General features: G+C 55.5%; 27 protein-coding genes. 14 read left to right on the top strand and 13 right to left on the bottom strand.

The window, feature by feature from the left end:
- Nucleotides 1-64: 64 nt before the first annotated feature.
- On the top strand, nucleotides 65-505 hold the full coding sequence (locus AC1Q5O_RS23465) for a MarR family winged helix-turn-helix transcriptional regulator (RefSeq protein ID WP_464663490.1): 441 nt from the start codon (nucleotides 65-67) through the stop codon (nucleotides 503-505).
- A gap of 216 nt (nucleotides 506-721) precedes the next feature.
- On the opposite strand, the gene rnk is transcribed toward AC1Q5O_RS23465, so the two are convergent.
- Nucleotides 722-1171, bottom strand: a complete 450-nt coding sequence (gene rnk, locus AC1Q5O_RS23460; RefSeq protein ID WP_492566292.1) for a nucleoside diphosphate kinase regulator — start codon at nucleotides 1169-1171, stop codon at nucleotides 722-724.
- 569 nt (nucleotides 1172-1740) lie between these two features.
- Here rnk and AC1Q5O_RS23455 point away from each other — a divergent pair.
- Nucleotides 1741-2298: an SAM-dependent methyltransferase gene (locus AC1Q5O_RS23455; protein WP_492566290.1), complete on the top strand. Its 558-nt coding sequence runs from the start codon at nucleotides 1741-1743 to the stop codon at nucleotides 2296-2298.
- 231 nt (nucleotides 2299-2529) lie between these two features.
- On the opposite strand, the gene AC1Q5O_RS23450 is transcribed toward AC1Q5O_RS23455, so the two are convergent.
- Nucleotides 2530-3447: a LysR substrate-binding domain-containing protein gene (locus tag AC1Q5O_RS23450; RefSeq protein ID WP_492566288.1), complete on the bottom strand. Its 918-nt coding sequence runs from the start codon at nucleotides 3445-3447 to the stop codon at nucleotides 2530-2532.
- 342 nt (nucleotides 3448-3789) lie between these two features.
- On the opposite strand from AC1Q5O_RS23450, the gene AC1Q5O_RS23445 reads away from it, so the two are divergent.
- On the top strand, nucleotides 3790-4581 hold the full coding sequence (locus AC1Q5O_RS23445) for an SDR family NAD(P)-dependent oxidoreductase (RefSeq protein WP_492566286.1): 792 nt from the start codon (nucleotides 3790-3792) through the stop codon (nucleotides 4579-4581).
- A gap of 185 nt (nucleotides 4582-4766) precedes the next feature.
- Here the strand turns inward: AC1Q5O_RS23445 and AC1Q5O_RS23440 are convergent, their stop codons facing one another.
- On the bottom strand, nucleotides 4767-5711 hold the full coding sequence (locus AC1Q5O_RS23440; RefSeq protein WP_492566284.1) for a LysR family transcriptional regulator: 945 nt from the start codon (nucleotides 5709-5711) through the stop codon (nucleotides 4767-4769).
- Between the two features lie 126 nt (nucleotides 5712-5837).
- Here AC1Q5O_RS23440 and AC1Q5O_RS23435 point away from each other — a divergent pair, with 126 nt between their 5' ends.
- The 7 genes from AC1Q5O_RS23435 (at nucleotide 5838) to AC1Q5O_RS23405 (ending at nucleotide 13906) form a co-directional block, all read left to right on the top strand.
- Entirely contained in the window at nucleotides 5838-6740 is a 903-nt protein-coding gene (locus AC1Q5O_RS23435; protein ID WP_492566282.1) for a serine hydrolase, read from the top strand.
- A gap of 39 nt (nucleotides 6741-6779) precedes the next feature.
- Nucleotides 6780-8381, top strand: coding sequence for an ABC transporter substrate-binding protein (locus tag AC1Q5O_RS23430; protein WP_492566280.1), 1602 nt, complete (start codon nucleotides 6780-6782; stop codon nucleotides 8379-8381).
- 164 nt (nucleotides 8382-8545) lie between these two features.
- Nucleotides 8546-9478 carry an ABC transporter permease gene (locus AC1Q5O_RS23425; protein WP_464663503.1) on the top strand — a complete coding sequence of 311 codons (933 nt, stop codon included), beginning with the start codon at nucleotides 8546-8548 and terminating at the stop codon, nucleotides 9476-9478.
- A 59-nt stretch (nucleotides 9479-9537) separates the two neighbouring features.
- Complete coding sequence (locus AC1Q5O_RS23420) at nucleotides 9538-10356, top strand: ABC transporter permease (RefSeq protein ID WP_464664003.1); 819 nt, start codon at nucleotides 9538-9540, stop codon at nucleotides 10354-10356.
- A complete protein-coding gene (locus AC1Q5O_RS23415) occupies nucleotides 10356-11336 on the top strand; it encodes an ABC transporter ATP-binding protein (protein WP_492566278.1) in 981 nt (326 codons plus the stop codon). The genes AC1Q5O_RS23420 and AC1Q5O_RS23415 overlap by 1 nt, the downstream gene beginning before the upstream one ends.
- Nucleotides 11329-12351 (top strand): ABC transporter ATP-binding protein, encoded by a 1023-nt coding sequence (locus tag AC1Q5O_RS23410; RefSeq protein WP_492566276.1) that lies wholly within the window; start codon nucleotides 11329-11331, stop codon nucleotides 12349-12351. The genes AC1Q5O_RS23415 and AC1Q5O_RS23410 overlap by 8 nt, the downstream gene beginning before the upstream one ends.
- A gap of 4 nt (nucleotides 12352-12355) precedes the next feature.
- Complete coding sequence (locus AC1Q5O_RS23405; RefSeq protein WP_492566274.1) at nucleotides 12356-13906, top strand: L,D-transpeptidase family protein; 1551 nt, start codon at nucleotides 12356-12358, stop codon at nucleotides 13904-13906.
- Nucleotides 13907-14116: 210 nt separating this feature from the next.
- On the opposite strand, the gene AC1Q5O_RS23400 is transcribed toward AC1Q5O_RS23405, so the two are convergent.
- Together AC1Q5O_RS23400 and AC1Q5O_RS23395 are read right to left on the bottom strand one after the other, a co-directional pair.
- Entirely contained in the window at nucleotides 14117-14338 is a 222-nt protein-coding gene (locus AC1Q5O_RS23400) for a hypothetical protein (RefSeq protein ID WP_492566350.1), read from the bottom strand.
- Nucleotides 14256-14759 (bottom strand): NAD-dependent epimerase/dehydratase family protein, encoded by a 504-nt coding sequence (locus AC1Q5O_RS23395; RefSeq protein WP_492566273.1) that lies wholly within the window; start codon nucleotides 14757-14759, stop codon nucleotides 14256-14258. Before AC1Q5O_RS23395 ends, AC1Q5O_RS23400 begins: the two co-directional genes overlap by 83 nt.
- A 101-nt stretch (nucleotides 14760-14860) precedes the next feature.
- Between AC1Q5O_RS23395 and AC1Q5O_RS23390 the strand changes: the two genes are divergently transcribed.
- Nucleotides 14861-15028 carry a hypothetical protein gene (locus AC1Q5O_RS23390; protein ID WP_464663511.1) on the top strand — a complete coding sequence of 56 codons (168 nt, stop codon included), beginning with the start codon at nucleotides 14861-14863 and terminating at the stop codon, nucleotides 15026-15028.
- Between the two features lie 18 nt (nucleotides 15029-15046).
- Here AC1Q5O_RS23390 and AC1Q5O_RS23385 read toward each other — a convergent pair whose 3' ends face one another.
- On the bottom strand, nucleotides 15047-15397 hold the full coding sequence (locus AC1Q5O_RS23385; protein WP_492566271.1) for a hypothetical protein: 351 nt from the start codon (nucleotides 15395-15397) through the stop codon (nucleotides 15047-15049).
- A 66-nt stretch (nucleotides 15398-15463) separates the two neighbouring features.
- Here AC1Q5O_RS23385 and AC1Q5O_RS23380 point away from each other — a divergent pair, with 66 nt between their 5' ends.
- Nucleotides 15464-15781: a hypothetical protein gene (locus AC1Q5O_RS23380; RefSeq protein ID WP_464663514.1), complete on the top strand. Its 318-nt coding sequence runs from the start codon at nucleotides 15464-15466 to the stop codon at nucleotides 15779-15781.
- Nucleotides 15782-15853: 72 nt separating this feature from the next.
- On the opposite strand, the gene AC1Q5O_RS23375 is transcribed toward AC1Q5O_RS23380, so the two are convergent.
- From AC1Q5O_RS23375 to AC1Q5O_RS23345, 7 genes are all read right to left on the bottom strand, one after another.
- On the bottom strand, nucleotides 15854-16447 hold the full coding sequence (locus tag AC1Q5O_RS23375) for a sensor histidine kinase (protein ID WP_464663515.1): 594 nt from the start codon (nucleotides 16445-16447) through the stop codon (nucleotides 15854-15856).
- A 20-nt stretch (nucleotides 16448-16467) separates the two neighbouring features.
- The gene (locus AC1Q5O_RS23370) at nucleotides 16468-17112 is read right to left on the bottom strand and encodes a dihydroxyacetone kinase family protein (RefSeq protein WP_464663517.1); all 645 of its coding nucleotides are present in this window, start codon (nucleotides 17110-17112) and stop codon (nucleotides 16468-16470) included.
- Nucleotides 17113-17121: 9 nt separating this feature from the next.
- Entirely contained in the window at nucleotides 17122-18123 is a 1002-nt protein-coding gene (locus AC1Q5O_RS23365) for a dihydroxyacetone kinase subunit DhaK (RefSeq protein WP_464663519.1), read from the bottom strand.
- A 23-nt stretch (nucleotides 18124-18146) separates the two neighbouring features.
- On the bottom strand, nucleotides 18147-19172 hold the full coding sequence (locus tag AC1Q5O_RS23360; protein WP_492566267.1) for an ABC transporter permease: 1026 nt from the start codon (nucleotides 19170-19172) through the stop codon (nucleotides 18147-18149).
- A complete protein-coding gene (locus AC1Q5O_RS23355; RefSeq protein WP_492566265.1) occupies nucleotides 19169-20734 on the bottom strand; it encodes a sugar ABC transporter ATP-binding protein in 1566 nt (521 codons plus the stop codon). The genes AC1Q5O_RS23360 and AC1Q5O_RS23355 overlap by 4 nt, the downstream gene beginning before the upstream one ends.
- 269 nt (nucleotides 20735-21003) lie before the next feature.
- Nucleotides 21004-22014: a substrate-binding domain-containing protein gene (locus AC1Q5O_RS23350; RefSeq protein ID WP_464663524.1), complete on the bottom strand. Its 1011-nt coding sequence runs from the start codon at nucleotides 22012-22014 to the stop codon at nucleotides 21004-21006.
- A 29-nt stretch (nucleotides 22015-22043) separates the two neighbouring features.
- The gene (locus AC1Q5O_RS23345; RefSeq protein WP_492566263.1) at nucleotides 22044-23069 is read right to left on the bottom strand and encodes an ABC transporter permease; all 1026 of its coding nucleotides are present in this window, start codon (nucleotides 23067-23069) and stop codon (nucleotides 22044-22046) included.
- 201 nt (nucleotides 23070-23270) lie between these two features.
- On the opposite strand from AC1Q5O_RS23345, the gene AC1Q5O_RS23340 reads away from it, so the two are divergent.
- Entirely contained in the window at nucleotides 23271-24317 is a 1047-nt protein-coding gene (locus AC1Q5O_RS23340) for a LacI family DNA-binding transcriptional regulator (RefSeq protein WP_464663527.1), read from the top strand.
- 160 nt (nucleotides 24318-24477) lie between these two features.
- Nucleotides 24478-24786 (top strand): autotransporter domain-containing protein, encoded by a 309-nt coding sequence (locus AC1Q5O_RS23335; protein WP_492566345.1) that lies wholly within the window; start codon nucleotides 24478-24480, stop codon nucleotides 24784-24786.
- Nucleotides 24787-25189: the final 403 nt, after the last annotated feature.

The raw sequence follows: 25189 nt of genomic DNA, 5'->3' as shown, positions 1-25189 counted from the left end.
CAATTTCTGGTAAGGATAGATCAATGCCAATATATCGCACTACGATATAATACAAGGATTTCCGATGACGCGCAAATCAATGTCGCAGCAATCAAAACTTGACGATGCGGACTATAGTGCGCTGGCACAATTCCGGCGGTCCATTCGCGAGTTTTTGAGCTTTAGCGAAGAAGCGGCGAAGAAATCTGGCCTCACCCCACAGCAGCATCAGGCAATTCTCGCCATTCGCGGCACGCCGGCGGAAAGAGGTTTTTCCGTCGGAGATTTGGCAGCTCATCTCATGATTCAGCATCACAGCGCCGTTGAACTTATCAACCGTCTTGTTTCTGCTCAGTTGGTGGAAAGAGCTGTCGCCGCCGATGATCGTCGCAAGATGCACCTCCATTTAACGCTGCGTGCGCACGAACTTCTGGAGGAGCTTTCCTGGGCGCATGTTTCCGAGTTGAGGCGTCGTGGGCCTGAACTTGCAGACATGTTGAACAAATGGAACCATAACAAGGAATGACGGGCTTGCGTCCCTGCCTGCGGCGATCATGATATCCTGGCCATTCTCGACGGTTGCCGTGTGCGCGAGGATATACGGTCTGCCCCGCAAATATATTTGCGATGCTGACATTCTAACAATCTGTGGTGCTTTTGTGAAAATGTCATTGCCGGACTGCCACGTGAACAGTCCGGGTGGATTCGTCTTGCGGCCGTCCCCGTTATACTACTCGTTGGGCTAACGGAATTTACCGAGAGTGGTTGTTGGTCCATGTTGAGGGTGAATGACGTCGTGGATCGTCAGCTCATGACGACGCCCGTTGCGGGCAGTCCACGAAATGGATTGCCCGATGGACAAGCCGATCAATGCCGTCCCGATCGGCGTGAGAACAGAGATCTTGCCTTCGGAGATATCCGCTTCTCCCGGGAACACGAGCTTGACGGTCTTGGTGTCATTGGTGGAGGCTTTGTAAGTGACCGTCGAACCCATCTGCACCACCTCGGCGGCAATGGAACTATCGGCGACCACCTTGGCGCGATCGAGTTCGTCGAGCAGTTCCTCGGAAACTTCCGGATTTTCTGTCATCGAGGTACTCGCCAATGCGGTCAACCTTGAATGATCAGTCTCCGATATCCGGATATTGGGTTTACGTTTAGTCTGTCTCATGTGCTGCATTTGAATGCTCATATCTTTTTCATCCGCACATCGTCCTCACTCGGGGATTCAGTACCGGCTTTTCGGCGCAATTATTTTGTTGAGAGTGCGTCATGGACGTGGGTGCCAAAGCTCCTGTCGCCCTGATCGCAGTCGTAATGTGAAGCCCCTCGACTCGAAGCGTGGGCAACCGAGCCGGGGGTTAATATCCCGCGATAGGGAAAACCCGATACAGATAATCGCAAATGGTTTTAGCGGTATGACACATCGCGATATAGTTGGGTAAGCAATCCCTAAAGTCAACCCGCGACAAAAGCTGGCCGGACATTGAAAAATTGAAGTACCCAGGTTGAGCAGAGCTTTTATTTTGCGGTTTGGGATGGCGGCGAACCGAATGTCTACATCGGCATTTTTTTGCCGGATACATCCACTCATGAACTGCCGTGCCAAAATGAGTGCACCGTGCGCTGGATTGATGAAATCGTGGTCTGATCTTATAACAGCTGTGCTGAGTTCTTGGATCGTTGGATTGTCGTCGCGCTCAAACGCTTTCACGGCGTATATTTCGCGACAATCAGCAGAAGGGCCACGTGCACGTTGAGATGAGCGATACCGACTACGCACTGGGACATGCAGAGGCGGAACTGCGCCGCCTCAGCACTCAGGCTCGGTTGATCGGTCCGATCACGCGTCGCTTTCTGGAGGCTGCCGGGATCGCAAAAGGTATGCGGATCCTGGATATCGGCAGCGGGGCCGGCGATGTTGCGCTTCTCTGTGGCGAACTCGTTGGGCCGACCGGAGAAGTTGTGGGTACCGACCTTGCTCTTGCGGCTGTCGAACGGGCAGAACGACGCGTCAAGAATGCCGGTTCCAGCAGAATCTCTTTCAGACAGGGTGACCCGGCTGACCTGAATTTTGACGAATCATTCGATGCGATCGTTGGTCGCTCCGACGGATCGTCCGGCATTTGCGGCCGGGTGGGATCGTCGTATTCCACGAACTTGACTGGGATGGTGCTCGTTCGTCGCCGCCGTCGCCCACATATGATCAAGTATGCGTGTGGCTCAGCCGTACAATCGAGGCGGCGGGGGCGCAAGTGCGCCTTGGTGCGCGACTTGGTTCGTTGTTTGAAGATGCCGGTTTGCCTCCGCCGACCCTGAGGCTGGAGGCGGCCATCTCGTTGGGACCACGGGCAGTAAATCTTGTGCACCTTGTTACCGATCTCGTGGAGACACAATTGCCGACCATGGAGAGGTTTGGAATTGTGGCAGCGTCGCAGGTCGATCCCTCCACGCTCGTGGACCGTATTCTTTCGGAGGTCGGTACCGTCGGCACGCTGATCGGGCGATCCGAGATAGGTGCCTGGACTACCAAGCCGCAGTGAATGCTGTTTATGCCGACCGACCCGCCCTGAACCATTCGATGAATGCTCTCAGCTTTGTCGGCTGAAGGTCACGTGATGGGAAATAGATACGAAACTGTTGCGGTTCTGGTTCATAAGCGTCGAGTACGCTCACCAATTTTCCACTTTCGATACCATCCTCTTCGGTCGGTCGAAAGCGCTGCGCCAGCCCTAGACCAGCGTGCGAAGCCATCGCGAAGTGCCTGTTGTCATCGAGCACGAGAACGGCGGGAGGATCGAGGTGGATGATTTCTTCGCCGCGGCGAAACGTCAGCGGTTCCAGGCGGCCGCTCCCGGGAAAGCGGTAGCGAATGATGGCGTGTCTGTTGAGTTCGTCGAGCGTGCGAGGGACGCCGGCCCGCAACAGGTAGTCCGGGTTGGCGAGCATGGAACGCCGCAGCGGCGGGCCGACAGGGACGGAGATCATGTCCAGTTCCAGCGTCTCGCGGAAGCGTATGCCTGCATCGAAACCGTTGCTGACGATGTCGGTCAAGCGGTCGTCCGTCGATAGCTCCAATCGAATCGCCGGATAGCGCCTGACGAAATCGGGCAGTGTCGGCAGGATGCAAACTTCAGCGGCGAGCCTCGATAGCGTAATCCTGAGGTGTCCAGATGGCTCGCCGTCAGCCTCCTTGATCGCCTCGACGGCTGTCGAAAGAACGTCGATGGGCCGCTCAATGGTTGCCAGTAACTGGCGGCCGTGCTCGGTCAGGCGGACGCTGCGGCTTGTCCGGTCGAACAATCGTACTCCCAGACGACGTTCAAGCTGGCGAATCGACTGCGAAACAGCCGAAACGGAAATGCCGAGCCGGCCCGATGCCGCGGTGAAACCACGAGCCCGGGCCACGGCGCGGAAGATGGGCAATGCGGCCAGAGTGCTTGGGTCCATCATTAAGTCCTGCTTCATGATCCTTTCAGGAAAGTGCCCATTTTTAAATGTGATTGTCGAGGCTAATTCTTCGTTGCGTAGAGAAATGGAGATTAAATGATGTCACGAAAGCCAGCCGTTCGGTCCGAGGCACAGCGGCCAATGAGAAGCGATACGCTGTTCCGCCGAACTTCAAGCCCAAGACTATGGGCGGCACAGCAGCGCACATCACCGTCGTTCGGTTAATGTCCCACGCCGCGGGGCTCGACTGCCGCTTCCAACAGGAGAGGGCCGGAGTCTATGCCAGAGCCGGCATATCCCGGTTCGGCGGGATGTTCGGCACCTGGCGCCCTCGCAAACGCGCCAATCATGGAGACCCAAGTGACAGAAGTGCATGATTTTTCCAGCAAGGTGGCCGTGGTGGTGGGCGCAAGCAAGGGCATCGGCGCGGAGACGGCGAGGGCGTTCGCCCGGGCCGGAGCCGCTGTGGTGCTGGCGGCGCGCAATCAAGCGGCTATTGAAGACGTGACCCGCCAGATCGAGGCAGCGGGCGGCCGAGCCCTGGCTGTTGCGGCTGACGTTACGGATCCTCGCAGCATGGAGGCTCTTGTCTTAACAACAATTGATACGTTTGGCCGTCTCGACGCCGCATTCAACAACGCGACCGACGGGCCGGGCCCCGCACCCTTGGCAAAGATCGATGCTGAAGCCTTCGACCATGGTATTCGCACCAATATTCATGGCACGTTTCATGGGATGAAGTTCCAGATTGCGGCCATGCTGGGAAATGGCGGCGGCACCATAGTCAATATGGCCTCGACAGCCGGTGTCGCCGGCGTCTCGGGCCTTTCCGCCTATGTTGCTGGAAAGGCCGGTATTATCGGTCTCAGTCGTGTCGCTGCGCTTGACTATGCGGATCAGAACATCCGGGTGAATGTGGTCGCCCCGGGCCCTGTCCTGACCCACCATCTGGAGGAAGCCGGCCCGGATGTCCAACGCATGGCCGCCATGGCAGTCCCGATGGGACGGCTGGGCTCCATCATCGATGTCGCCAACACGGTGCTCTGGCTTTCGTCGCCGTCATCCGGGTTCGTAACAGGCGCGGTGCTGCCCGTAGACGGCGGGCAACTGGCTGGCAGGGTCATCAAATCGAACTTCAGGCGCGATGTCTGACAAGCAACGCTTTCGTCGCAAATCCCGCCAAGCGGTCCCGCAAGCATGCGCCGCGTGGCGGGAGCGGCCTGTTGCGCTTCAACCGGGGTAAACCGTCAGTTTCATGTGCCGCGGCGAAACTTCGAGGCTGTTGAATTTATACCACTCGAATGGGTAGACTGGTTCAATCCTCATCATCATTGCCGTCATTTATCGTCAACGGCCAAGCGTTTTTGGACCAGATTTTGATGCGTTTGCGCACATATTTGGGATAAATGCGCCACCAGCGCATCAGAACTGGCGACGACAGGGCGATTGATTGGACGTAAAACGGACAGCACAAAATCCTGTGCGGGCAAAAAAGGTTTTAATACGAGGCCGTGTTTTTCATAGCTTAACGCGGTAAGCGGATTGATAATTGAAATACCCAGCCCTTTCAGCACCAGTTCGCACACGCTGCTGGCCGATTGCGATGACAGGAACAGCCGTCTTTGCGTGCCAGCCGTGTCGAATATACGTTCCACGCTCAGCCGGTATGGATCCTGAGAGCCGAGACTGATGAAGTTGATGCCCTCAAAATCGTGCGGTTCAACATAGTCACGTTGTGCAAGAGGATGATCCGGCGGCATGATGGCGACGAGCTTGAACACCCATAGTATCCGCGATTCCGCATCTCTTTCGATATAGATGCCCTCGATCAGGCCGACATCAAAATTAAAGCCGGAAATGCTCGATTGATTGCGGGGGTCAACCGTGCTGATTTGCAGTGTCAAATCCGGATGGGTGGCATTCAATCGAGCGACCGCTTCAGGCAATATCGTCTGTGCAAAGGCCGGAAGAGAAGCGACCGTGAGCACTTCTTCCGAAGCGTCGCGCAGACGATCGATAAAGTCATTGATACGATCCAGACCGATGAATGAGGCTTGCACTTCCTCAAAAAGCTTGAGCGCTCTGGCTGTTGGCACCAGTCTTTGCAGACGCCGTTCAAACAGACGAAAGCCGATATGTTGCTCCAATCGCGCTAACTCACGCGTGATGGTTGGTTGCGAAGAACCAAGAGCCGCCGCGGCAGCCGTGACGGTACCAAACTTCATGGTGGCGCGAAAAATTTCTACCTGGCGCAAACCGATATGATCTTTGCTCGATCCCACCTTTTGCCCTCCAAAATTGCGGTGATTTTTACCACATCATATCGCAGGCGCATAAAGTTCCAATGATATTTCTATATCAACGAATAAATTTCCATGACTAAATTGCTTTAAAAATAGGGAACATAAATGAACGCCACAGCCCAAATGCCGAAGACGCATCCGGCGTCACGCGCACTATCAGACGCATTGCTGTCGACAAATGGCGCTCTCGACGAAAGCCGTGTCAGCCTGGCCGCCTGCCGTTTCGATGCTCCCTTGCGCCTGGTTGATCCCGGCGCATTCCTGAATTCGTCATGGTTTGGACATCAGGCAATGAAGCCGCTTTATCCGGCAAGTGTCGTGAAGCTGTTTTTTCTCGATGCGTTGGCGGCGTTCCGTGAAGAAGGCCGCCTGGCCGAGGACGCGGAAGATGACCGCGCTGCCGAACAGATGATGGCCATTTCCTCCAATGAGGCGACGGTTTATCTCGTGGGACGTTTGACCGGTGCTGATGATGGCGCCCCGTTGCAGGGAAAAGCGCTGGAAGAATGGTGCGCGGCGCGCCACCGTGTCCAGCAGTGGTATGAATCACAGAACCGTCCAGAATTCGCGGGTATCAACGTATTGCATGGCACATATGAGGACAGCCCGTATGGTCGCGCCAAGCAGATCCGCAATGGCAAAAATGGAAATCTTCTCACCGCCTTGTCCGCGGCAGCTTTGATGCACGATATCGCGCGCGGAGCGCGTGCGCGCTCCGATTGGATGATGGGGCTGATGAACCGCGAGTTTCAGCGCCATCCAAATGATGGCGATCCTGAAGGTGATCAGGTCCTTGGCTTTTTGGTCGAGGGTTTGCCACGGGACGTAATGACGTGGTCGAAAGCGGGTCATACGTCCTGGACCAGGCACGATCTGGTCTACGGGGAAACGCCTGACGGAAAAAGTTTCGTTCTCTGTGTGATGTGCGATGGGGAATGGTCAGCGAATGACAAAAGTTTTCTGCCCAATTTCGCGCGGCACTTTTACCGATATGCCTTCCAAAAATAAGCTGACCGTAAAAGCCAATCAAGGAAAAAGGGGAAAACCATGAACTATCGCTCGATCATAAGAGCTGCGTTGATTGCCGCCGCACTGTCTGCGGCTGTTCCCGCAAGCTCAGCCTGGGCAGATGAGCCGAAGCCCGGCGGTACGCTGCATCTGGCAGCGCCCTATGGCGCCGCCCTCAAAAGTCTTGACCCGCATGCGACTTATACCTCGCAGGACATGGTGGTCTCCAAAGCGTTTCACCGGTCCCTTTATACGTGGGATTCAGCCAAAAACGCGCCTGCTCTTGATCTGGCTGAATTGGTCAAAACCAGTGATGACGGTAAAACCTTCACTTATAAGCTGTTTGACAACATCTATTTCCACAATGGCCGTAAGCTGACGACAGATGATGTGGTCTGGTCCTATACGCGTATCATGGACCCGGTAAAGGGCTATCCGGGCGCGGTGCAGGTCGGCACGCTCGTCGGTGCGCAGGAATATTCCAAGGGTGAAGTCAAAGAAATCAGCGGCATCAAAAAGATCGATGACCGTACCTTCTCGCTCACATTCAAAGACCTTGTCGATCCGGGCACGCAATTCTTCGAGGCAATCACAGCCATTCTGCCAAAAGAAGAAGTGGAAAGCGGCAATTTCCTTACCCATCCGGTTGGTCTTGGACCATTTACCTTTGAAAATCACGTCGAAGGTTCAAAAATCTCGGGCAAAAAATTCGACAAATATTACAAGCAGGGCAAGCCCTATGCTGATGCGGTGGATTTCACCATATCCGGTGACAACAGCGCGCTTGATATGGCATTTCGCGCTGGCGAGCTGGATGCCACCGTTCTGTCAGAAAACGCTTATGTCCTTTACAAGGCTGATCCAGAACTTTCCAAGGGCCTGGTTGAAATTTCGGAAGTGTTCACCCGCCATATGGGCCTCAACACTGAAAGGAAGCCATTTGACGATGTGCGCGTGCGGCAGGCAATCAATTATGCTGTTGACCGTGACATCATCATCCACAAACTTCTCAAGGACAAAGCGTATAAGGCAACGGGCTGGCTACCAACTACATCCCCGGCATTTGACAAAGACCGCGCGCCATATCCGTATGATCCCGCGAAAGCCAAGGAGCTGCTGGCCGCAGCCGGCTATCCCGATGGCTTTGAAGTTACAATATCCGTGACGGAAGGTACGTCGAGCCTCGGTGTTCTGGAAGCCATGATGCCATTTCTCAAAGAGGTCGGCATCACCGCCAAAGCCAAGGTCGTGGATTCCAACACGCTCGTTGATGAAATGAATCAGGGATCGGCCATGGCATGGTTTCGTTCTGCGGGCACCGGACCTGATCCGCTCACCACCTTGCGCTGCTTCGACAGCCGTGTAAGCCGTTCGGGTTGTAACCGCAGTGCCTTCAAGGACCCCGCTTATGACGCAATTCTGGATGCGGCGTCGGCTGAATCGGATCCGGCCAAGCGTATCGAGCTTTTGAAGAAAGCGGATGCCTATATTTTTGAAAAGGCGCCAGTCTGGTTCAATAATTACAATAAGGCCGTTGTGGCAACCCAGCCTTGGATTCACGGCGTTGATACCAATGTGACCGAAGCCGCCATCATTGAAGTGGATTCGCTTTGGCTCGACGCTAACGCGCCTGGCCGTTAATCGAGCCGTTGATCCGTTCTGGCAGTCCGGCGCCATGCCGGACTGCCAGAACACCACTCAGTAAGCCGAAAGGCCCTGAGCTCGACATTTCCCGGCAAGGGGTGCTTTTCCAAGCAGCCGCAACATCGGCCGCTTCTCTCTAACCACGATTTATGGATATTCCTATGTTGATGGTGATTGGCAGGCGACTGCTGCAATCTCTGGTCACGGTTTTTGCCGCAATAACGCTGATCTTCTTTCTATTCAGCGTCATGCCCGGCACATTTGTGTCGTCGCTCTCCAGCGACAAACGCGACATTGACCCGGCGGTTACCGAACGCATCGAAAAGGAACTGGGCCTGAACGATCCGTTGCCACAGCGGTTCGGCAAATATATTTCCGGGCTTGTAACAGGTGATCTCGGCACGTCCTTTTCCACGCAACGCCCTGTCACCGCCATGCTATCCACCCGCATAGTCGCCTCATTCAAACTCGCCGTTGCGGCGATTGCCTTTGCCATTATCATCGGCCTGCCACTTGGCTTTCTGGCAGCCGTGCGACAGGGCACATGGCTAGATACAACCGCCATGATAACAGCTGTTTCCGGTCTCTCGCTGCCCGGTTTCTGGTTCGGTTTGCTGGCCATGTATTTCATATCGCTCAAACTGGGCTGGCTGCCCACTTTTGGCTATGGCAACGGCAATTTCAAGAATCTGGTGCTGCCTGCCCTGACGCTCGGTATTGCCCCTATGGCACTTTTGGCGCGCACGACCCGCGCGGCCGTGCTGGAAACCATGAATGCTGATTTCGTCCGCACGGCCAGATCAAAGGGAAACTCAGAATTCCGCATTGTCACCAAGCATATAGCGCGCAATGCCTTTGTATTGGTGCTGACGACAATCGGCCTGCAATTCGGCTCCATGCTGGGTGGCTCGGTCGTCATTGAGAACCTGTTTGCGTGGCCGGGCATCGGCTCGCTTTTGACGCAATCGGTTTCCATGCGCGACATACCAACGGTTCAAGGCTGCATTCTTGTGATCGTGCTCTTCTTTCTCATCATCAACACGCTTGTCGATATCGCCTATCTCGCGATCGACCCGCGCATTCGATATCGCTGAGTGCTCATGGAAAGGCGTTCTTTGCAATCATGCAAACATTCTGAACAGAACAGGCAGCACTGATGTTCCGCTCCAATCTTGTCATAGGGCTCACGATCTTTGTGACCATTATTCTGGTGGCGCTGTTTGCGCCATGGATTGCCCATTACGATCCGGTTTCCAACTCCAATCTTCTCTATGCGGAAGAAGCACCAAGTGCGCGGTTCTGGTTCGGTACCGATGAGCAGGGCCGGGATATTTTCTCACGCATTGCCTATGGGGCGCGTATCTCACTTATGATCGGGCTTGCCGTGCAGACGATGAACACCTGCATAGGCGTTCTGCTTGGTCTTTCCGCCGGCTATCTCGGCGGCTGGTGGGACGAGTTTGTGCAAGGCCTGACAAATCTGATGCTATCCATTCCAACCATTGTGTTCGCCTTGGCTCTCATGGCGGTTCTTGGGCCTGGACTGCTCAGTCTGCTGATTGCCCTTGGTTTGACGGACTGGGCCTATAGCTGCCGTATTTCGCGGGCGCAGGTTCTAACGCAAAAGTCACAAAACTATGTGCAGGCAGCCCGCACGCTCGGCTTCGGTAAATTCTACATCATGCTGCGTGAAATCCTGCCGAACATTGGCGGGCCGCTCATTGTGGTGGCCACAATGGGCATCGGATCGGCCATTATGGCAGAAGCGTCACTGTCTTTTCTGGGATTGGGTGTTGTTCCGCCTGCACCGAGCTGGGGCGGTATGCTGGCACGGGCACGCGAGCAGCTCATGGTTGCGCCATGGGTCGCGATTTTTCCGGGAATGGCGCTCTTCATCACCGTGCTCGGCTTCAATATGCTGGGCGACGGCTTGCGTGACCTGCTTGATCCGCACGGGAGGTCAAAACGCTGATGGCTGACAATCCTATTCTGCAGGTCGAAAATCTTTCGATTGCACTGCGCGCCAAGGGACAGAACTTTCCCGCGGTAAACCAGGTTGATTTTTCCATTCGAGCCGGTGAAGTGTTCGGGCTTGTCGGAGAGTCCGGCTGCGGTAAGAGTCTGTGTGCCCTGACGATTGCGGGTTTGCTGCGCGACCCGATGAACGTCACGCAGGGACGTGTGCTTCTGGAAGGGCAGGATATAAACCGCTTGCCCAATAAGGATTTGCGCCGTCTGCGCGGCGACCGTGTGGCCATGATCTTTCAGGAGCCGATGACCTCGCTCAATCCTCTGATGACGATTGGCGACCAGATCGGCGAAATGTTCGTGCTGCATAGGGGCATGAGCGCCCGTCAGGCCCGGATCAAAGCCATAGAGGCACTGGAGCAGGTACAGGTTCCAAGCCCGGAACGGCGCATCAAGGATTATCCGCATCAGCTTTCCGGTGGCATGCGCCAGCGTGTGATGATTGCTATCGCGCTGGCCTGCGACCCGGCATTGCTGATTGCCGATGAGCCGACGACCGCACTGGATGTGACCATTCAGGCAGAAATTGTTGAACTCATACTTGATCTGTGCACCGCCCGGGGCACGGCAGTCCTGATGATTTCGCATGATCTGGGACTTGTTGCGCGCATGTGCCATCGGGTGGCGGTTATGTATGCAGGCCACATTGTCGAACAGCGTCCGGCCGGTGAGATTTTCACTGATCCGCGTCACCCTTATACGCATGGGCTTGTAGCCTCTTTGCCGCTCCTCGGCCGTCGTTTGCGGGAAGGCCGCTCCCGATTAACCGAGATCAAGGGTGTCGTTCCGGGCTTGATGGAGCGCGATATCGGGTGCGGTTTTGCTTCGCGTTGTCCGCGTGTCACCGAGGAGTGCAGGGAGGTTATGCCGCCCGCAGCGTCCCTTGATGCGCTGGGTTCGATTAGGTGTTTCCATCATGACTGAACAGATTACCACTTTGACGCCAACAGATAGCGACAAGAACGGCAACACCGCCGAAGTGCTCGCCATTCATGATCTGCGCATTCATTATTCTGTTCGCGAAGGCTTTCGAAAAAAGACACTGAAGGCCGTCAACGGAATCGATCTCTCTCTCAAAGCCGGCGAATGCCTCGGTCTGGTAGGCGAAAGCGGCTGTGGGAAATCCACGCTTGCCGGCGCCATTATGGGGCTCATTCCCATCACGTCCGGCTCGGTGCGTGTGGCAGGGCGGGATGTCCCGACAGCCGTTAAAAACGATCCGCTCGCGCAGGCCCGCAATGTGCAGATGGTGTTTCAGGATCCGTTTGCGTCGCTCAATCCACGCCGTTCCGTGCGAGAGGCTCTTGCCGCGCCTTTGCGTCTCCACGGTATGAAAGATAGCGCGGAGATCGAAGCCCGTGTGACGGACATGTTGGCCAAGGTTGGCATGAAACCTGAAGCGGCGGATCGCAAGCCACATGAGTTTTCCGGCGGCCAAAGACAGCGTATTTGCATTGCGCGCGCCTTGATTGTTCAACCGAAACTGCTTGTCTGCGACGAGCCCGTTTCTGCTCTCGATGTGTCGATCCGCGCACAGATCATCAATTTGCTGCTGGAATTGAAAGACGAACTCGGTATCGCGCTTTTGATGATTTCGCACGATCTGGGTGTCGTTGAACATATGAGCGACCGCATCGCAGTGATGTATCTGGGCCGCATCGTTGAAGAGGGCGTATGGAGTGATATTTTCACCAGTCCGCTGCATCCCTATACGCAGGCTTTGATCGCTTCCATCCCCGATCCCCTGGCCCCCATGACGCGCCAGCGCCGGATGCAGGGTGAAGCGCCATCGCCGCTTAATCCCCCGCCTGGCTGTGCCTTCAATCCGCGTTGCCCTTCCGCATTCGATAAATGCCGCGAGGGCGATATCCCGTCATTTATCAATTCGTCCGGTGAGCATTTTCATCGCGCCCGTTGCCATTTGTTAGAGCAAGGCTAATCCCATGAGTCAAAACCCGTTTATGGTCGGAACACTCGAACAGCCCACAATTGTTGTGCGCACAGGGTATGACCCGCAAACCCCGCATATTGGTCTGCTGACCATAGGTGACTGGACCGTCAAATGCGCCATTGGCCGCAACGGGCTGGTGGATCCGCAGTTGAAACGCGAAGGCGACGGTAAAACGCCGCGTGGCCGTCATCCTTTGCGTTACGGTTTTTATGATCCGACGGTTTTCGGCGACGAGCCTCGTGGCTTCGATTTTCCGTTTTTGCCCAAGCCTGAAAATTACCGCTGGATAGAAGATGTCGACAGCCCCTTCTATAATCAGCTGGTGTTCGAAACGGATGAAACACAAGCTTCACGCCGCGGCGAAAGATTGTTTGATCTGATCATACCTGTCGGCTGGAACGACGCACTGCCGGACGCTCGCGGCGGCTCAGCCATTTTCATGCACACGGCGCGGCCGGATTACAGCGGCACATCCGGCTGCGTGGTCGTGGCGCATGAGCATTTGATGGAACTGGCACGGCGTCTGCGCCCCGGCATGGTCGTTGACATCACGTCAATTGATGATCCGGTGACGCCGCTCGCACCATTTGTCAGCGCGCCGCCAAAATCCATTGAGAGCGTTACGTTTCACGGCATGAAACCTGGCCCTCGTCTGATTGTCACGGGTTCTGTCCATGGCAACGAGCCAGCCGGCCCTTATGCGATCGGCCGTTTGATCAGTGAGTTTCGTACAGGTCAAAGAGAACTGGAATGCGGCAAAGTTACTTTTGTGCCGGTGGTCAACGGGCTTGCCTTCCGCAAGAATACCCGTATCGGAGACCGCAATTTTAATCGCAATCTTGCGGAAAGTGCCATGCCGCAGGACAATGAAGATCGCGTGGCCAACATCATGTGCCCTCTGCTCCGTGCCCATGATGTGTTGATTGATTTGCATTCTTTCAGCTCGGAAGGCGAAGCTTTCGCACTGATAGGTCCACGGGATAATAACGGATCGCTTGAGCCTTTTGCCCATGAAGCGGCAGAGAATACACTGGCGAAAGCACTTGATCTTCCGCTGGTTGTGCATGGCTGGCTGCCTGCGCATGAAAAAGCACTAAAGCAAAAACGCGATGCAGGCGTAACCGAAGGCCTGTCGTCATTGCATGGGATAGGCACAACTGAGTTTATGCGCTTTGCCGGCGGCTATGGGGTTACCGTTGAATGCGGCCAGCATCTAGACCCGAAGGGGCCACAGGTTGGTTATGACTGCGTCGTCAATGGCATGGCGTCTCTTGGTCTGATTGCGGATGCGCGGCCACAAGCCCAAACACCACGTGTGCTGGAAATTTGCGATGCCATTCTCGCGGATCATGACGAGGATCATCTGGCAAAACAATTTGCCGCTGGCGAACCAGTGAACAAAGGTGAACTCATCGGAAGACGTGCCGATGGCAGCGAGATTTTGATGCCCTATGATGGGGCGATCATTTTCGCCGGGCTAACGGCGCCATTGCATAGCGAGCTTTGCTTCCTTTGCAAACCGAGCGAGCGCCTGCAAAACTAGCGGGATGATCGAGACGGGAGGTTCCGATCTGGCGTTCTGATTTTTGCGGGATTATGCGGCCATTCGTAAGTTGCAGTGCCTTGGGCAGACTCGGTCTACCCGGGGCAAACTGTTGAGGCTCTCCATCTAGCGCGGTGGACATTGACGTTTTAGCCCAGCCGCCGGAGCCGCGTCGCAGCAGCCTCTCCTGCACGGCCTGAAACATGGTTCTCACAGTCGGCTGGAGCCGAGACTACGGGCAAGCGAACCATTCATGTGGAGGTACCAAGGGTTCGCTAGCGGTTCGGACGATGGATCCATCGTTTCGCCGGCCAGCTCGACGAGTTCATAGATCGAGGTCGGCGCATCGTCAGTGATATTGACAACACGCCCGTCCATTGCCCCGGTCAGGGCGAGGGTCATGGCCGTGGCAATGTCGCGATGATGGATCATGCTCATCTTTTGAACCGGATACTATTTGGCATTGATCGCTGCCTCGGGCATCACCCTCCCGACCGGGGTGCGCGTTGTCCGTATTATAGACGTTGCTCGTACTCGACATGATGAAACGCGCTCCGGACGCATGAGCCTTCGTCGCGGCAATGAGGTTGCGCGTGCCTTCGAGGTTGCTCTTCCAGATCAGGTCGGTGTCGGGCGAGCGGAAAACTGCGGCGAAATGGATGATCGCCGAGACGTCCCGCACCGCCCGCACGAGCGACGCAGGGTCAAAGAGGTCGCCCTCCACGGCGGTCACGCCGGCAGGAAGGTTTCTGCCGCTGCGTACGAGCGCGCGACAATCCATGCCTGCCTCCGCGAGGCGCGATAGAAGCCGTGTTCCTACAAGGCCGGTCGCACCGGTCACAAGAATCGTCATGCTTCGCTTCCCTTTTGTGAAAAATTATCGAGCCGCTCGGTCGCCGTCCGGAGCACGCTGATGGCGGTAGCGATATACTTCCCCTTCCATTAAGCTTTCGCATGGTTGAAGAATTGTTCGTGGCCTGCGCCTTTGGTGATCCAGCTTTGGTGTTAGTGCAGGCTGACAGGGAGGACTGGCCAGCCAGCAACGCGTCACGCGTGGACATTCTCGGCGGCGGGATATGCATTGTTCCTTCAACCGGACTGTTTCGGATCGACAAGGCATGAACTCGGTATAGGGATTGCTTATGAGTAAGCGATCAGGCTTATCAAAAGACGCCAAACCTCCCTCAAAGGCCAAGCAATGATCTCAGGCGGAAAACGGTTGTTGTTGTAATCGGCGATGAACTGGCTGATGCCTATGATCAATATCGCCGCCCCGCTAAAACAAAAACAATGGGATAACACTCGCCGGGTGCTGTCAGGTTGTTTGCACAAAAATGGGGCTGCGGCATTGATGCTGGGGCTCTCGGCTTGAAGTTCGGATGAAAAATCCCCACGTGATTTATAAGTGAAATCAGCGCTTGCTGGTTCCACGGACAGGAACCGAAACGCAGAAAGGAGCGAGACGGTGCGTATGAAGCGACGGGCTGTCATCCTTCCGGTATACTGAGCGCAACAACGCGCCTGTTGCCGGATCGGATTCGGCCAAGGAGGTGCGTTATGAAGCGCATTTACATCCATAGGACTATGATATCCATGCTTGCGGCAGCATTGGTTGCCGCAAGCGGCACGGCTGCCAACACGCAGGAAATCGTCTGCGCAAAGCATGCTCTGATTGCCGAATATTTGAAGAATGAGTTCCAAGAACTTCAAGGGGCTTTCGGTCTGATTGGAGATAAAGCGATCCTTGAGCTGTTTCTTTCTCCCCATGGGGCCACATGGACCATCGTCATCACAGATGTCTCGGGCAAGAGCTGCATTCTTGCAGCTGGGAGTTCCTGGGAGCAAAGGCCTGGAACTTCTGGGTTGGAGACGTAAGGGTTGCCGCCAAATCCAATGGCAAGTTCGTTAGGGAGGTAGATGATTGATCTGTTTCAAAAACAGGTCCCGTCAGGCTATTTGAACGCATTGTTGATCGATATGGCGATCACTGACAGCAAAGACCTCGTCCATTGTCATTAAACTTTGCCTAACCGCTTCCGTCCTCGGTAGCTTGATCGTGAAGGCGGCGCCGTCATTGTTTGCAGCCGTGAGTACTCCGCTGGCACGCAGCATGATCCTTTGGCACAGGGAAAGGCCCAATCCCATGCCGCCGCTCTTGGTGGTGAAGAAGCGTTGAAACAGTTGCGAAAGGGTATCATCACCCAAACCGGGTCCGTTGTCCGATGCGCGAATGACGGATTCGTTTGGCTCCGCGCGCGTTTCAATCGTGATACGCTTGTTCATCTGCTCCGACAGGTGCAGCGCGTCAAGTGCATTGCGAAGGAGGTTGTAGATCACCTGCTCAAGTTCTGTTTTGTTGATGTTGGCAACAGGTGATGGCTCCGCAAGGTGCCGGGCGAGAGAGACACCGTGCCGTTCGATATCCAGGCACGGCGCAGCCGGGGCTGAAAATGTCGAAGCGAGCGAGCCACAATTATAGTGCGGGCCGTTCCAATGTGCGACAGAATCGAAAGCCCGCACCTCGATGAGGTTCGGGCCCAATTTAACAATTATATATGCGATTAAGCGTTGGGCAATACGAAAGCCGCCATGCTCTTGATTAGCAAAACGCCGACTGTAGCGCCTGCATCCTGAAGGCCGACTGTCTTTTCCTGAAAGGCTGCAGCCTTACCGTGCTGGGCGACCATCGATTTGGTTGCTTCGAGAGCATCTTCGGCGGCTTTGGATGCTGCTGAAAGCGCCTCAGCCAGTGAGGCGCCAGCAGCGGCCTGACTTTCGAGCGTGACTGCAATCGGGTCAAGCACGTCGAGAAGGGTCTTGTCTCCGACTTTCGCTTTGCCGCGTTCGGCAATGCCATCGCGATATGCCCGCCAGAAGGCAGCTATTTCCCCTGCGCCCAGTTCGCTCACGTCTTCGCAGGCTTTGCTCGCACGCAGAAAGCCGGTTGCGGTCAGCGTGCCCATTGTCGATGGCGCAACGCGGGCCATGGCGGCACCGGCGGTGCGAAGCAATTTTGCGATACCGGCAGCGTCGCCTTCAGCGTGGGCCACTTCGGCAGCGGCGGCAAAGGCCTTGCTCATGGTGATGCCGAGATCGCTGTCGCCGACCTTGCCGTCAAGTGCAATGAGGAACTCGCGCTGCTCGGCAAAGAGCTGCTTCCAGTTATCGAACAGATTGATCAGGTCTGATGCTGTAATGACGTTCATAACCTGACCTCAACCTGCAAAATGCTTGAAGAACGGCGTATTTGCCGAGGCGGCAATCAAAGGTTCCAGCTCTTCATCAAGATGCAGAACGGAAACCGAAGCACCAGCCATTTCCATCGAGGTGGCAAACTCGCCGATCCAGACGTGTTTGACCTTGACGTCACGTTCGCCAAAGAGCTGCGAAACACGACGGAACATGATGTAAAGTTCTTCGAGCGGCGTGCCGCCTAGACCGTTGACCAGAACAGCGACTTCATCGCCGTTTGCATACGCCTGTTCGGCGAAAATGCGCTCCATCAGCTCGTCGACAACGGCATCAGCGCTTGCCAGTTTTTTGCGGCTGATTCCCGGTTCGCCATGGATGCCCATGCCGATTTCCATTTCGTCTTCACCAATCGAGAAGGTTGCATGACCGATTTCCGGTACGACACAGCTCGAAAGGGCAACACCCATGGTGCGTGTGCGCAGACGTGCCTTGTCGGCGAGGCGCGTCACTTCGTCAAGCGACAGACGATTGGCAGCAGCTGCGCCGGCTGCCTTGTAGACAAAGAAGATACCGGCAACGCCGCGGCGCTTGTGTTCTTCCCCGACGACCGAGGACGCCACGTCGTCATTGCCGACCACCTGCTTGACCGCGATGCCATCGAGGTCGGCGAGTTCCGCAGCCATATCGAAATTGATAAGGTCGCCGCTGTAATTGCCGTAGATGTAAAGGACGCCGGCGCCCTGATCGATGGCTTTTGTCACTTGATACATCTGCTCCGAGCTTGGCGACTGGAAGACGCCGCCGACGGCTGCGCCATCGATCATGCCTTCGCCGATGTAGCCAAGAAACAGCGGCAGATGGCCGGAACCGCCGCCGGTTGCAATGCCAACCTTGCCGGATTTCGTGTTGGCCGTGACCATGCAACGCTTGTCATTATCGACATAGGTGAGTTCTGGATGCGCTCGATAGATGCCTTCAAGCATCTCATCCACGAAATTGACGGGATCGTTCAGGAATTTCTTCATGATTTCCTCTTGAGAGTATCGGGTTATTTCTTGCGTTGGCGGGTGACGAAGAAGGCAGCGGCCAGCAGGATGAAGCAGCCGACGACGAGACGCTGCCACGTACTGGGAATGCCGACGAGCACCAGAACACTGTTGATGACGACAATGAGCAGCACGCCAAGGAGAGTGCCGAACACGGTGCCGGTGCCGCCTGTGATACGCGCACCGCCGAGAACCACGGCTGCAATGACACTGATTTCGGTTCCGACAAAGTCGAACGGGCTGGACTGGCGGTTGGCGCAGACATGGATGATGCCTGCAAGTCCGGCCAGACCACCTGCATAGCCGAATAGGAAGATACGGATAGTGCGCAGATTATATCCGAGACGGCTGGCGATCTGGCTATTGCCACCCATCGCGAAAATGGCGCGTCCCATCAGTGTGCGGTTTAAAATCCACCATGTCAGAATGGCGGCAGCGGGTAGCACCAGGAAATAGAACGGCATGGTGATGGTGGCGCTCGTTGCAGATTTAAACTGGAACAGTGGCAGGCGACCGAAAGCGCCCATTGTCGGCGGCAGTGACATGATCCAGACCGTGCCGACAAAAGCCAGCAGGAAGCCGCGGAAAAGATACTGGGTGCCGATGGTGACGATCAGGGATGGCACGTCGAGATAATGCACCAGCAAACCATTGAGAACGCCAAGGAAAACGCCGCCCGCAATCGCCATCAAAATGATGACGATAATTGGCAGTTCCGGCATGTAGGCTTGCACCAGCAGAGTCAATGAATAGACCGTGCAGGCGGCAATCGCGGTGAACGAAACATCAATGCCGCCAGCAGCAAGAATGATGAAAACACCCAGTGCAAAGAGGCCCATCACAACACTGGCGCGACCAATATCGATCAGCGTCGACGCCTGTAGGAAGGCTGGGTTGGCGACGGAAACAAGCGTGCAGATCGCGACGAGCAGAAAGAATGTGATGGATTCCGGGTGTCTGCGAATGAACTCACCCGGCTTGAAGGCGTGGGCGCGGCCCAGATATTGATGATATTGCGGCGCACTCATTGGGCATATTCCTTCTGCGGCGACATCATGGCTTGATAGAGCTGGTCTTCGGTTGCCTGTGACGCATCGAACTCGGCAACAACGTTTTCCGAGTTCATGACGAGGATGCGGTCGGCATTCTGCAGGAGCTCGGGCAGATCATCGCTGACAATGATCAGCCCCATACCGGCTTCCGCCAAGGCTTGAATTGCGCGATAAATTGTATCCTTGGATCCCACGTCGACACCGACGGTCGGGCCATGCAGTACCAGCAGTTTCGGCCCGATGCTCAGCCAGCGGCCGATCAGAACGCGTTGCTGGTTTCCACCCGAAAGTGCGCCCACCGGCAGGTCGAGATTTGTTGTGTTGAGCCGCATTTCCTTCATCAGCGAAGTTGCGATGGTTCGCCCTTGCTTCTGATCGACAATGCCCAGGCTGTTGCTGAGTCTTCTGAAGATCAATGCGATTTCGTTCTCAAAAATCGACTTGTCGAGAAACAGGCCTTCCGCAAGTCGGTCTTCCGGAACATAGCCGATGCCCATCTCAATAGCGTCCGCCGGGCTTTTGACTGCAACTCTACGGCCCTCGAGGCTGATCGAGCCGGAATCTGCCGGAGAGACGCCGGTGATTGCCATGGCAAGTTCATTGCGCCCGGAGTCGGCAAGCCCCGTGATGCCGAGGATTTCACCCTTGCGCAGTGCAAATCCGACGTCTTTGAAGCCCCGTGCCGTTAGGTCTTCAAGTTTCAGCAGTTCTGCTTCGCCGGGCTTGGCCGTGCGATAGCGTTCGGCATCAATTGCTCTGCCGATCATCAGTTCGGAGAGTTGTTTCTTGGTGTAATTCTCGATTGGTCCCTGTGCCACGCACTGGCCATCGCGGAATACGACTGCGTTACCGCCGATGCGGTAGCATTCATCGAGCTTGTGCGTCACGAAAAGCACAGCAACGCGCTCAGTGCGCAGATGTTCGACGACTGCAATGAGATTGTCCACTTCGCGGCGTGTCAGCGATGTCGTCGGCTCATCCATGATGACAAGCTTGGCGCGTGTCGCGATGGCGCGCGAAATGGCAACGAGCTGGCGCACTGCAAGCGGGAGTTCGGATACGATGGTGTTCAGGAAAGCTTTGTCGGTTGGCAGACCAGCCGTGCTCAGCGCCCGTTCTGCCGTCTGACGGAGTTGCGAAAGCTTGACACTGCGAAACAATTTGCCATTGCCTTCAACGAGCTGCTCATTCAGCGCCACGTTTTCAACGACGGTCAGATTGGGAATGAGCGACAAGTCCTGGTAGACAGTCTCAATACCAGCGGCCAGAGACTGGATCGGGTTAAGCGATGTATAGGTTTTGCCGCCAAGAATAATCTCGCCTTCGCTTGGCGCGTGGGCGCCAGACATGATCTTGATGACGGTACTCTTGCCGCAGCCATTTTCGCCCAAGAGATGATAGGCCTTGCCAAGATCAATCGTCAGATCAATGCCACGCAACGCGTGGACGCCACCAAACCGCTTGTGGATGTTGCGCAGTTCGAGGAAACGTTCCGCCGACAGGTCGTTGTTCGCCCTATTGTTCGTCGTAGTCGACACGTTGAATTCCTTTGTTGCCGTACCAACACGCAACATTGCGATTGGCGCCAGCTGTCGGACCGGTTGGATTTTTATTTGCCGCGCATGTTTTCCGGAAACATTTCACCCTTTTCGGGATGCGCTCTAAATCGTGGGTTTGAAATGACAAATCAGCCCGGTTAAGGTACTTGGATGCTTTCCACGTTCAGAAAGCATCCAAGCTTTTGACGCCATGCTACGAGGCTGAACGATGTCCTCGCAGCATAGGCCGGCAGCCTGCGTGAGAACGCCTAGAAAAGATGCTTCTTGTAGGTGCTCTTATCCGCGACAACCATGCCATTACCGACCACAAGAAGGCCTTCGCCAGCACCCTTCTTCACGCTGACGCTGTTATAGCCCTCAACGCCAAGATCGGTGCCGTCCTTGACGTCCTGCTTTTTAAGCAGAAGCTTTGCGACTGCATTCATCGCCATGCCAGCTTTCTGCGGATCCCAGAAGCCGATGGCCGTGATGGCACCGGATTCCAGAAGATCGGCCGACGGATTTGGCAGGCCGGTGCCGACCAGGCAAACCTTACCACTCAGACCGGCTTCATCGATTGCACGGCCGACGCCGAGTACGTCGTTGCCGGCAGAAGTCTGGAAGCCCTTGAGGTCAGGATGCTTGCGCAGGATTTCCTTGGCCTTTTCATAGGTGCCATTGGCATCGTCGAAGGATTCGTTGTTTGGATCGACGAGCTGCATGTCAGCATATTTCTTGGCATTTTTTTCTGCCGAGCCAACCCACTGCATATGTGTGCGGCTGCCCAGCGAACCAACGAACGTTGTCCACTTGCCAGCCTTGCCCATGCACTCTGCAAGACGTTCGTTCAGCGCTGTGCCGTAATCAGCATTGTCGAAGGCTTCAACGTCGGCCATCGTGTTGATCTGGTTGTCGGCTTCATGAGTCACAACAACGATGCCGCGTTCGATGGCGCGCTTGAACGTACCTTCGAGAACAGCCGGGTCCATGGGAACGACCGCAAGCGCGTTGACGCCCTTGGCGACGAGGTCCTGCACGATCTGGAGCTGCTGCGCTGCGTCGGCCGTGGCAGGGCCGCTCTGCGTTGCAACCACGTCGGGATTTGCTTTCTGATAGGCTTCGACACCCGTATTCATGCGGTCAAACCATGGAATGCCGCTGATCTTGACGACCGTTGCGATAACAGGCTTTTCCTGCGCGACCAGTGTGCCAGCGCTGCCCGCGATCGTTGCTGCGCCAATGAGCGTGCCGGCGAGTAGTTTCTTCGTTATTGCTTTCATGATTTCCTCCACACTTACAGCCCCCAGTGTTATGTTCTGGTGCCTGAGGGTTGGGCACCGATGGTTCCCCTGTGGCAATTGCCGAGGGTGAAAAATCCTGCGATGTCGTATTTGGCGACAGCGAGGAAAGCGAGCAGCAGCAGGCCCCACGCGAAGTCGCGTACAAAATTGGAAAGGCCGCCGAAATTGAGCAGGCTGGACATGAGCTGCAATGCAATAGCGCTCAGCACCACGCAGATGACACGCCCATAACCACCTTCGGGCTTCACACCCGCCATGACGGCGATGAGAATTGCGACCAGAAGGTACGAGCTGCCATAGTCGAACTTTACGTTGACGTTGCGCGCAGCAATGATGATGCCTGCAAAGCCTGCCAGCAGGCCGCTGGTTGCATAGGTGGCAATCAGCACGCCGCTGCGTGGAAAGCCTGCAAAAACTGCGGCCTTCGGGTTCGTCCCCATCAGCATCAACCAGTAGCCGTAAGGCGTAAAGCGCACCACGGCTGCAATCAGCAATGCGACCGCTATGAAAATCAGGAAGCTGATCGGAACCGCGAGGAACATGTCGTTGCCGATACGTGATAGCAGATCCGGGCTACCCACCATGACCGCACGACCACTTGAAACCACGACAGCCAGCCCCATGAATGCCATCTGGGTGCCAAGGGTGCAGAGGATGGGCGTGATATTGAACCGCGCAATCAGGATTCCATTGATAAGTCCACCGGCAAGACCAATTGCCAGCGCCAGCCCCATAAATGCGAGGCTGAAGCCAAGCTGTTTCTCCGCACTGGAGATGAACATCGAGACGATGACTGCGGAGAGCACGCCAGCAAGGTTGGCCAGCGCAATGCCAGACAGGTCAATACCGCCATTGCCGGCGCACATCGCCAGCATCACACCGATGGCCAGAAGCCCGATTTCGGGAACCTGACCAGCCATGGACTGGAGATTGAACAGCGAAAGGAACGATCCTGCGGAAATATACGCGCCAAGGGCGAGCAATCCCAGATTGATGACAACAAGCATAGCAAGCTGGTTGCTTGTTTTCTGCATGGTCTCCTCCTACCATGTTTAGTAAACAAATATATTATTCACTAAATCATTGAACAGAAGATGGTGGGCTGTCAAGCCTGTTATCGTCGGATTTCGATTGCCTAACGCACGGATTTCCCCTAATCGTTTTAAATCACGGCGTTTATGTTTACTAAACGACTTGTCATTTTTCCCCTAATGCCGAATAGTCGCGCGGAGAATATGAAGAAGAAAAAGTCCTTTACAGTCAGGGATATTGCTGAGAATGCGGGCGTTTCCCCCGCTACCGTTTCGCTAGTTTTGAATGGCAAAGGTGAGATTTCAGGCGAGACGCGAGCGCGTGTTCTTGAGTCGGTTTCGAGGCTCAACTATGTGCCGCGCACTGCCAAAGCCGGCACAGGCGCAGGCGAGACGATCCGCTTTTTGAAGATCGCCAAGCATGGTGAAACGGTCAATCGTGATCATAGCGTGTTTGTTTCTGATTACATCGACGGTATGTCGTCCGAAGCGACCCGCCGCAACTATACGCTCGAGGTCGTCAGCTTTGAGGGGCAGCCTATCAGCGCGGTCGCTGAATCCCTGGCTGGCGCCCCGATCCGCGGGGTGATTGCGTTGGGAACCGAGTTGACAGCTGCAGATATCCACATGATTCAGGGATTGGGACTGCCGACTGTATTCATCGATACGTTTTATGAGGTCATAGAGGCCAATTTCGTCGACATGAACAATGAAGATGCCGTCTTCAAGGTCTTGTCTCGCTTCAAGCAACTTGGCTTTTCGCGCATTGGGTTCGTTGCCAGCCACACCGAGACGACGAATTTTAGCCTCCGTCGCGATGCATTTCTCAAAAATATGAAGCGTCTGGAACTGAGCGTCCAGGAACGCGATATTCTCTCGGTTGAATCGACCTATGAAGGCGCTTATCGTGATACATGCGCCCTGTTGCATTCGGGTCTGGATCTGGCGGAATGCTATTTCTGTACCAACGATATCATCGCCTATGGCTTCATCAAAGCGTTGAAGGGTAAAGGCATCCGGATTCCGGAAGATGTTTCGATCATCGGCTTTGATAATCTGCCCCAAAGTGCGACTATGGAGCCAATGCTAACGACGGTTGATGTGTCCAAGCGTAAGATCGGCAATCTTGCCGTGACGATACTTGATGATCTGATCAATAGTTCCGAGGTGCAGCCAGCAGTGAAGATATTGGTTGGAGCCAATCTCGTTGTCAGAGCCAGCGATTCTGATTTTGCAGCTTCAAAGATTTAACAAAGGTGTTGTCGTGTTGATTTCCACCAGGAACTGCCCCGGTATTTCCACCGAGATTTGACCTGCCTTTTACGTATGTTTCGGGTTTGGCGCCGTGGTCAAGTCCTGTTTTCTCCTTCGCTTTTTTCCGTTTTCAAGGACCGGCCGGTTGTCCGCGAATATGTTCATCCCTCGCGGACTATATGGCGAACCAATTCCTCGGGCGATGTCGCGGAAATCTCAATTGTGGGCAACAATCGGCACAGCTTCGATTCCAGACGGGCGCTCCCGCCACAGCTTTGCACTCTGCCATACTGAGCAAGGCGGTGCGCCGGCACTTCACGCCAACGGCTGGACAGCCAACGCGGCCTTCACGACACTGGGCCTGAGAGCCTCCACCAGCCTCAACCTGGGCGAACAAAACGTCTCTGCACGTGGCACGCTCGGCTGGCGGCCTGCCTATGGCGACACCACCCCGCTCGCAACCTAGGCTTTCTCGGCGGGCAATGCTTTTACAGTCGCCGGCGTTCCCATCGCACGCGACGCTGCCCTCGTTGAGGCTGGCCTTGATCTCAAGCTACCCCCGCAAGCAACCCTCGGTCTCTCTTATCAGGGGTGGATCGCCGCCGACGTCCGTCAGCATGGCTTCAAGGCAGATTTCAACGTGAGGTTCTAACAGATGATGCACAAAGAGGCTGAATAAACGTCCAACAGCTCCCTTGAATCAATCAGGCATCATCGTTCAAATCGTTGGTATGGGAACCGGTGCGGGCAACGCAACCAGCAATATGGCTTGAACGGCCCATCTCAGTCATTGGGCGCATTCGTCTTCCAAGCAATGTGCCAGCTTTCTGCAATGGCCCGCCATTGGGATGGCCGTGATTAGCCATTCT

It is taken from the genome of Phyllobacterium sp. MT110 (assembly GCF_058792715.1).
The sequence above is the reverse complement of the archived record's forward strand: the minus strand, read 5'-3'. Positions and strand labels throughout refer to the sequence as shown.

Bases quoted from the DNA above. Each gene is read 5' to 3' on its own strand.
- AC1Q5O_RS23465 (WP_464663490.1), top strand. From the start codon at position 65: ATGACGCGCAAATCAATGTCGCAGCAATCAAAACTTGACGATGCGGAC.
- rnk (WP_492566292.1), bottom strand. From the start codon at position 1,171: ATGAGCATTCAAATGCAGCACATGAGACAGACTAAACGTAAACCCAAT.
- AC1Q5O_RS23455 (WP_492566290.1), top strand. From the start codon at position 1,741: ATGAGCGATACCGACTACGCACTGGGACATGCAGAGGCGGAACTGCGC.
- AC1Q5O_RS23450 (WP_492566288.1), bottom strand. From the start codon at position 3,447: ATGAAGCAGGACTTAATGATGGACCCAAGCACTCTGGCCGCATTGCCC.
- AC1Q5O_RS23435 (WP_492566282.1), top strand. From the start codon at position 5,838: ATGAACGCCACAGCCCAAATGCCGAAGACGCATCCGGCGTCACGCGCA.
- AC1Q5O_RS23430 (WP_492566280.1), top strand. From the start codon at position 6,780: ATGAACTATCGCTCGATCATAAGAGCTGCGTTGATTGCCGCCGCACTG.
- AC1Q5O_RS23425 (WP_464663503.1), top strand. From the start codon at position 8,546: ATGTTGATGGTGATTGGCAGGCGACTGCTGCAATCTCTGGTCACGGTT.
- AC1Q5O_RS23415 (WP_492566278.1), top strand. From the start codon at position 10,356: ATGGCTGACAATCCTATTCTGCAGGTCGAAAATCTTTCGATTGCACTG.
- AC1Q5O_RS23410 (WP_492566276.1), top strand. From the start codon at position 11,329: ATGACTGAACAGATTACCACTTTGACGCCAACAGATAGCGACAAGAAC.
- AC1Q5O_RS23405 (WP_492566274.1), top strand. From the start codon at position 12,356: ATGAGTCAAAACCCGTTTATGGTCGGAACACTCGAACAGCCCACAATT.
- AC1Q5O_RS23400 (WP_492566350.1), bottom strand. From the start codon at position 14,338: ATGATCCATCATCGCGACATTGCCACGGCCATGACCCTCGCCCTGACC.
- AC1Q5O_RS23395 (WP_492566273.1), bottom strand. From the start codon at position 14,759: ATGACGATTCTTGTGACCGGTGCGACCGGCCTTGTAGGAACACGGCTT.
- AC1Q5O_RS23390 (WP_464663511.1), top strand. From the start codon at position 14,861: ATGGTTGAAGAATTGTTCGTGGCCTGCGCCTTTGGTGATCCAGCTTTG.
- AC1Q5O_RS23385 (WP_492566271.1), bottom strand. From the start codon at position 15,397: ATGACAGCCCGTCGCTTCATACGCACCGTCTCGCTCCTTTCTGCGTTT.
- AC1Q5O_RS23380 (WP_464663514.1), top strand. From the start codon at position 15,464: ATGAAGCGCATTTACATCCATAGGACTATGATATCCATGCTTGCGGCA.
- AC1Q5O_RS23370 (WP_464663517.1), bottom strand. From the start codon at position 17,112: ATGAACGTCATTACAGCATCAGACCTGATCAATCTGTTCGATAACTGG.
- AC1Q5O_RS23365 (WP_464663519.1), bottom strand. From the start codon at position 18,123: ATGAAGAAATTCCTGAACGATCCCGTCAATTTCGTGGATGAGATGCTT.
- AC1Q5O_RS23360 (WP_492566267.1), bottom strand. From the start codon at position 19,172: ATGAGTGCGCCGCAATATCATCAATATCTGGGCCGCGCCCACGCCTTC.
- AC1Q5O_RS23350 (WP_464663524.1), bottom strand. From the start codon at position 22,014: ATGAAAGCAATAACGAAGAAACTACTCGCCGGCACGCTCATTGGCGCA.
- AC1Q5O_RS23345 (WP_492566263.1), bottom strand. From the start codon at position 23,069: ATGCAGAAAACAAGCAACCAGCTTGCTATGCTTGTTGTCATCAATCTG.
- AC1Q5O_RS23340 (WP_464663527.1), top strand. From the start codon at position 23,271: ATGAAGAAGAAAAAGTCCTTTACAGTCAGGGATATTGCTGAGAATGCG.
- AC1Q5O_RS23335 (WP_492566345.1), top strand. From the start codon at position 24,478: ATGTTCATCCCTCGCGGACTATATGGCGAACCAATTCCTCGGGCGATG.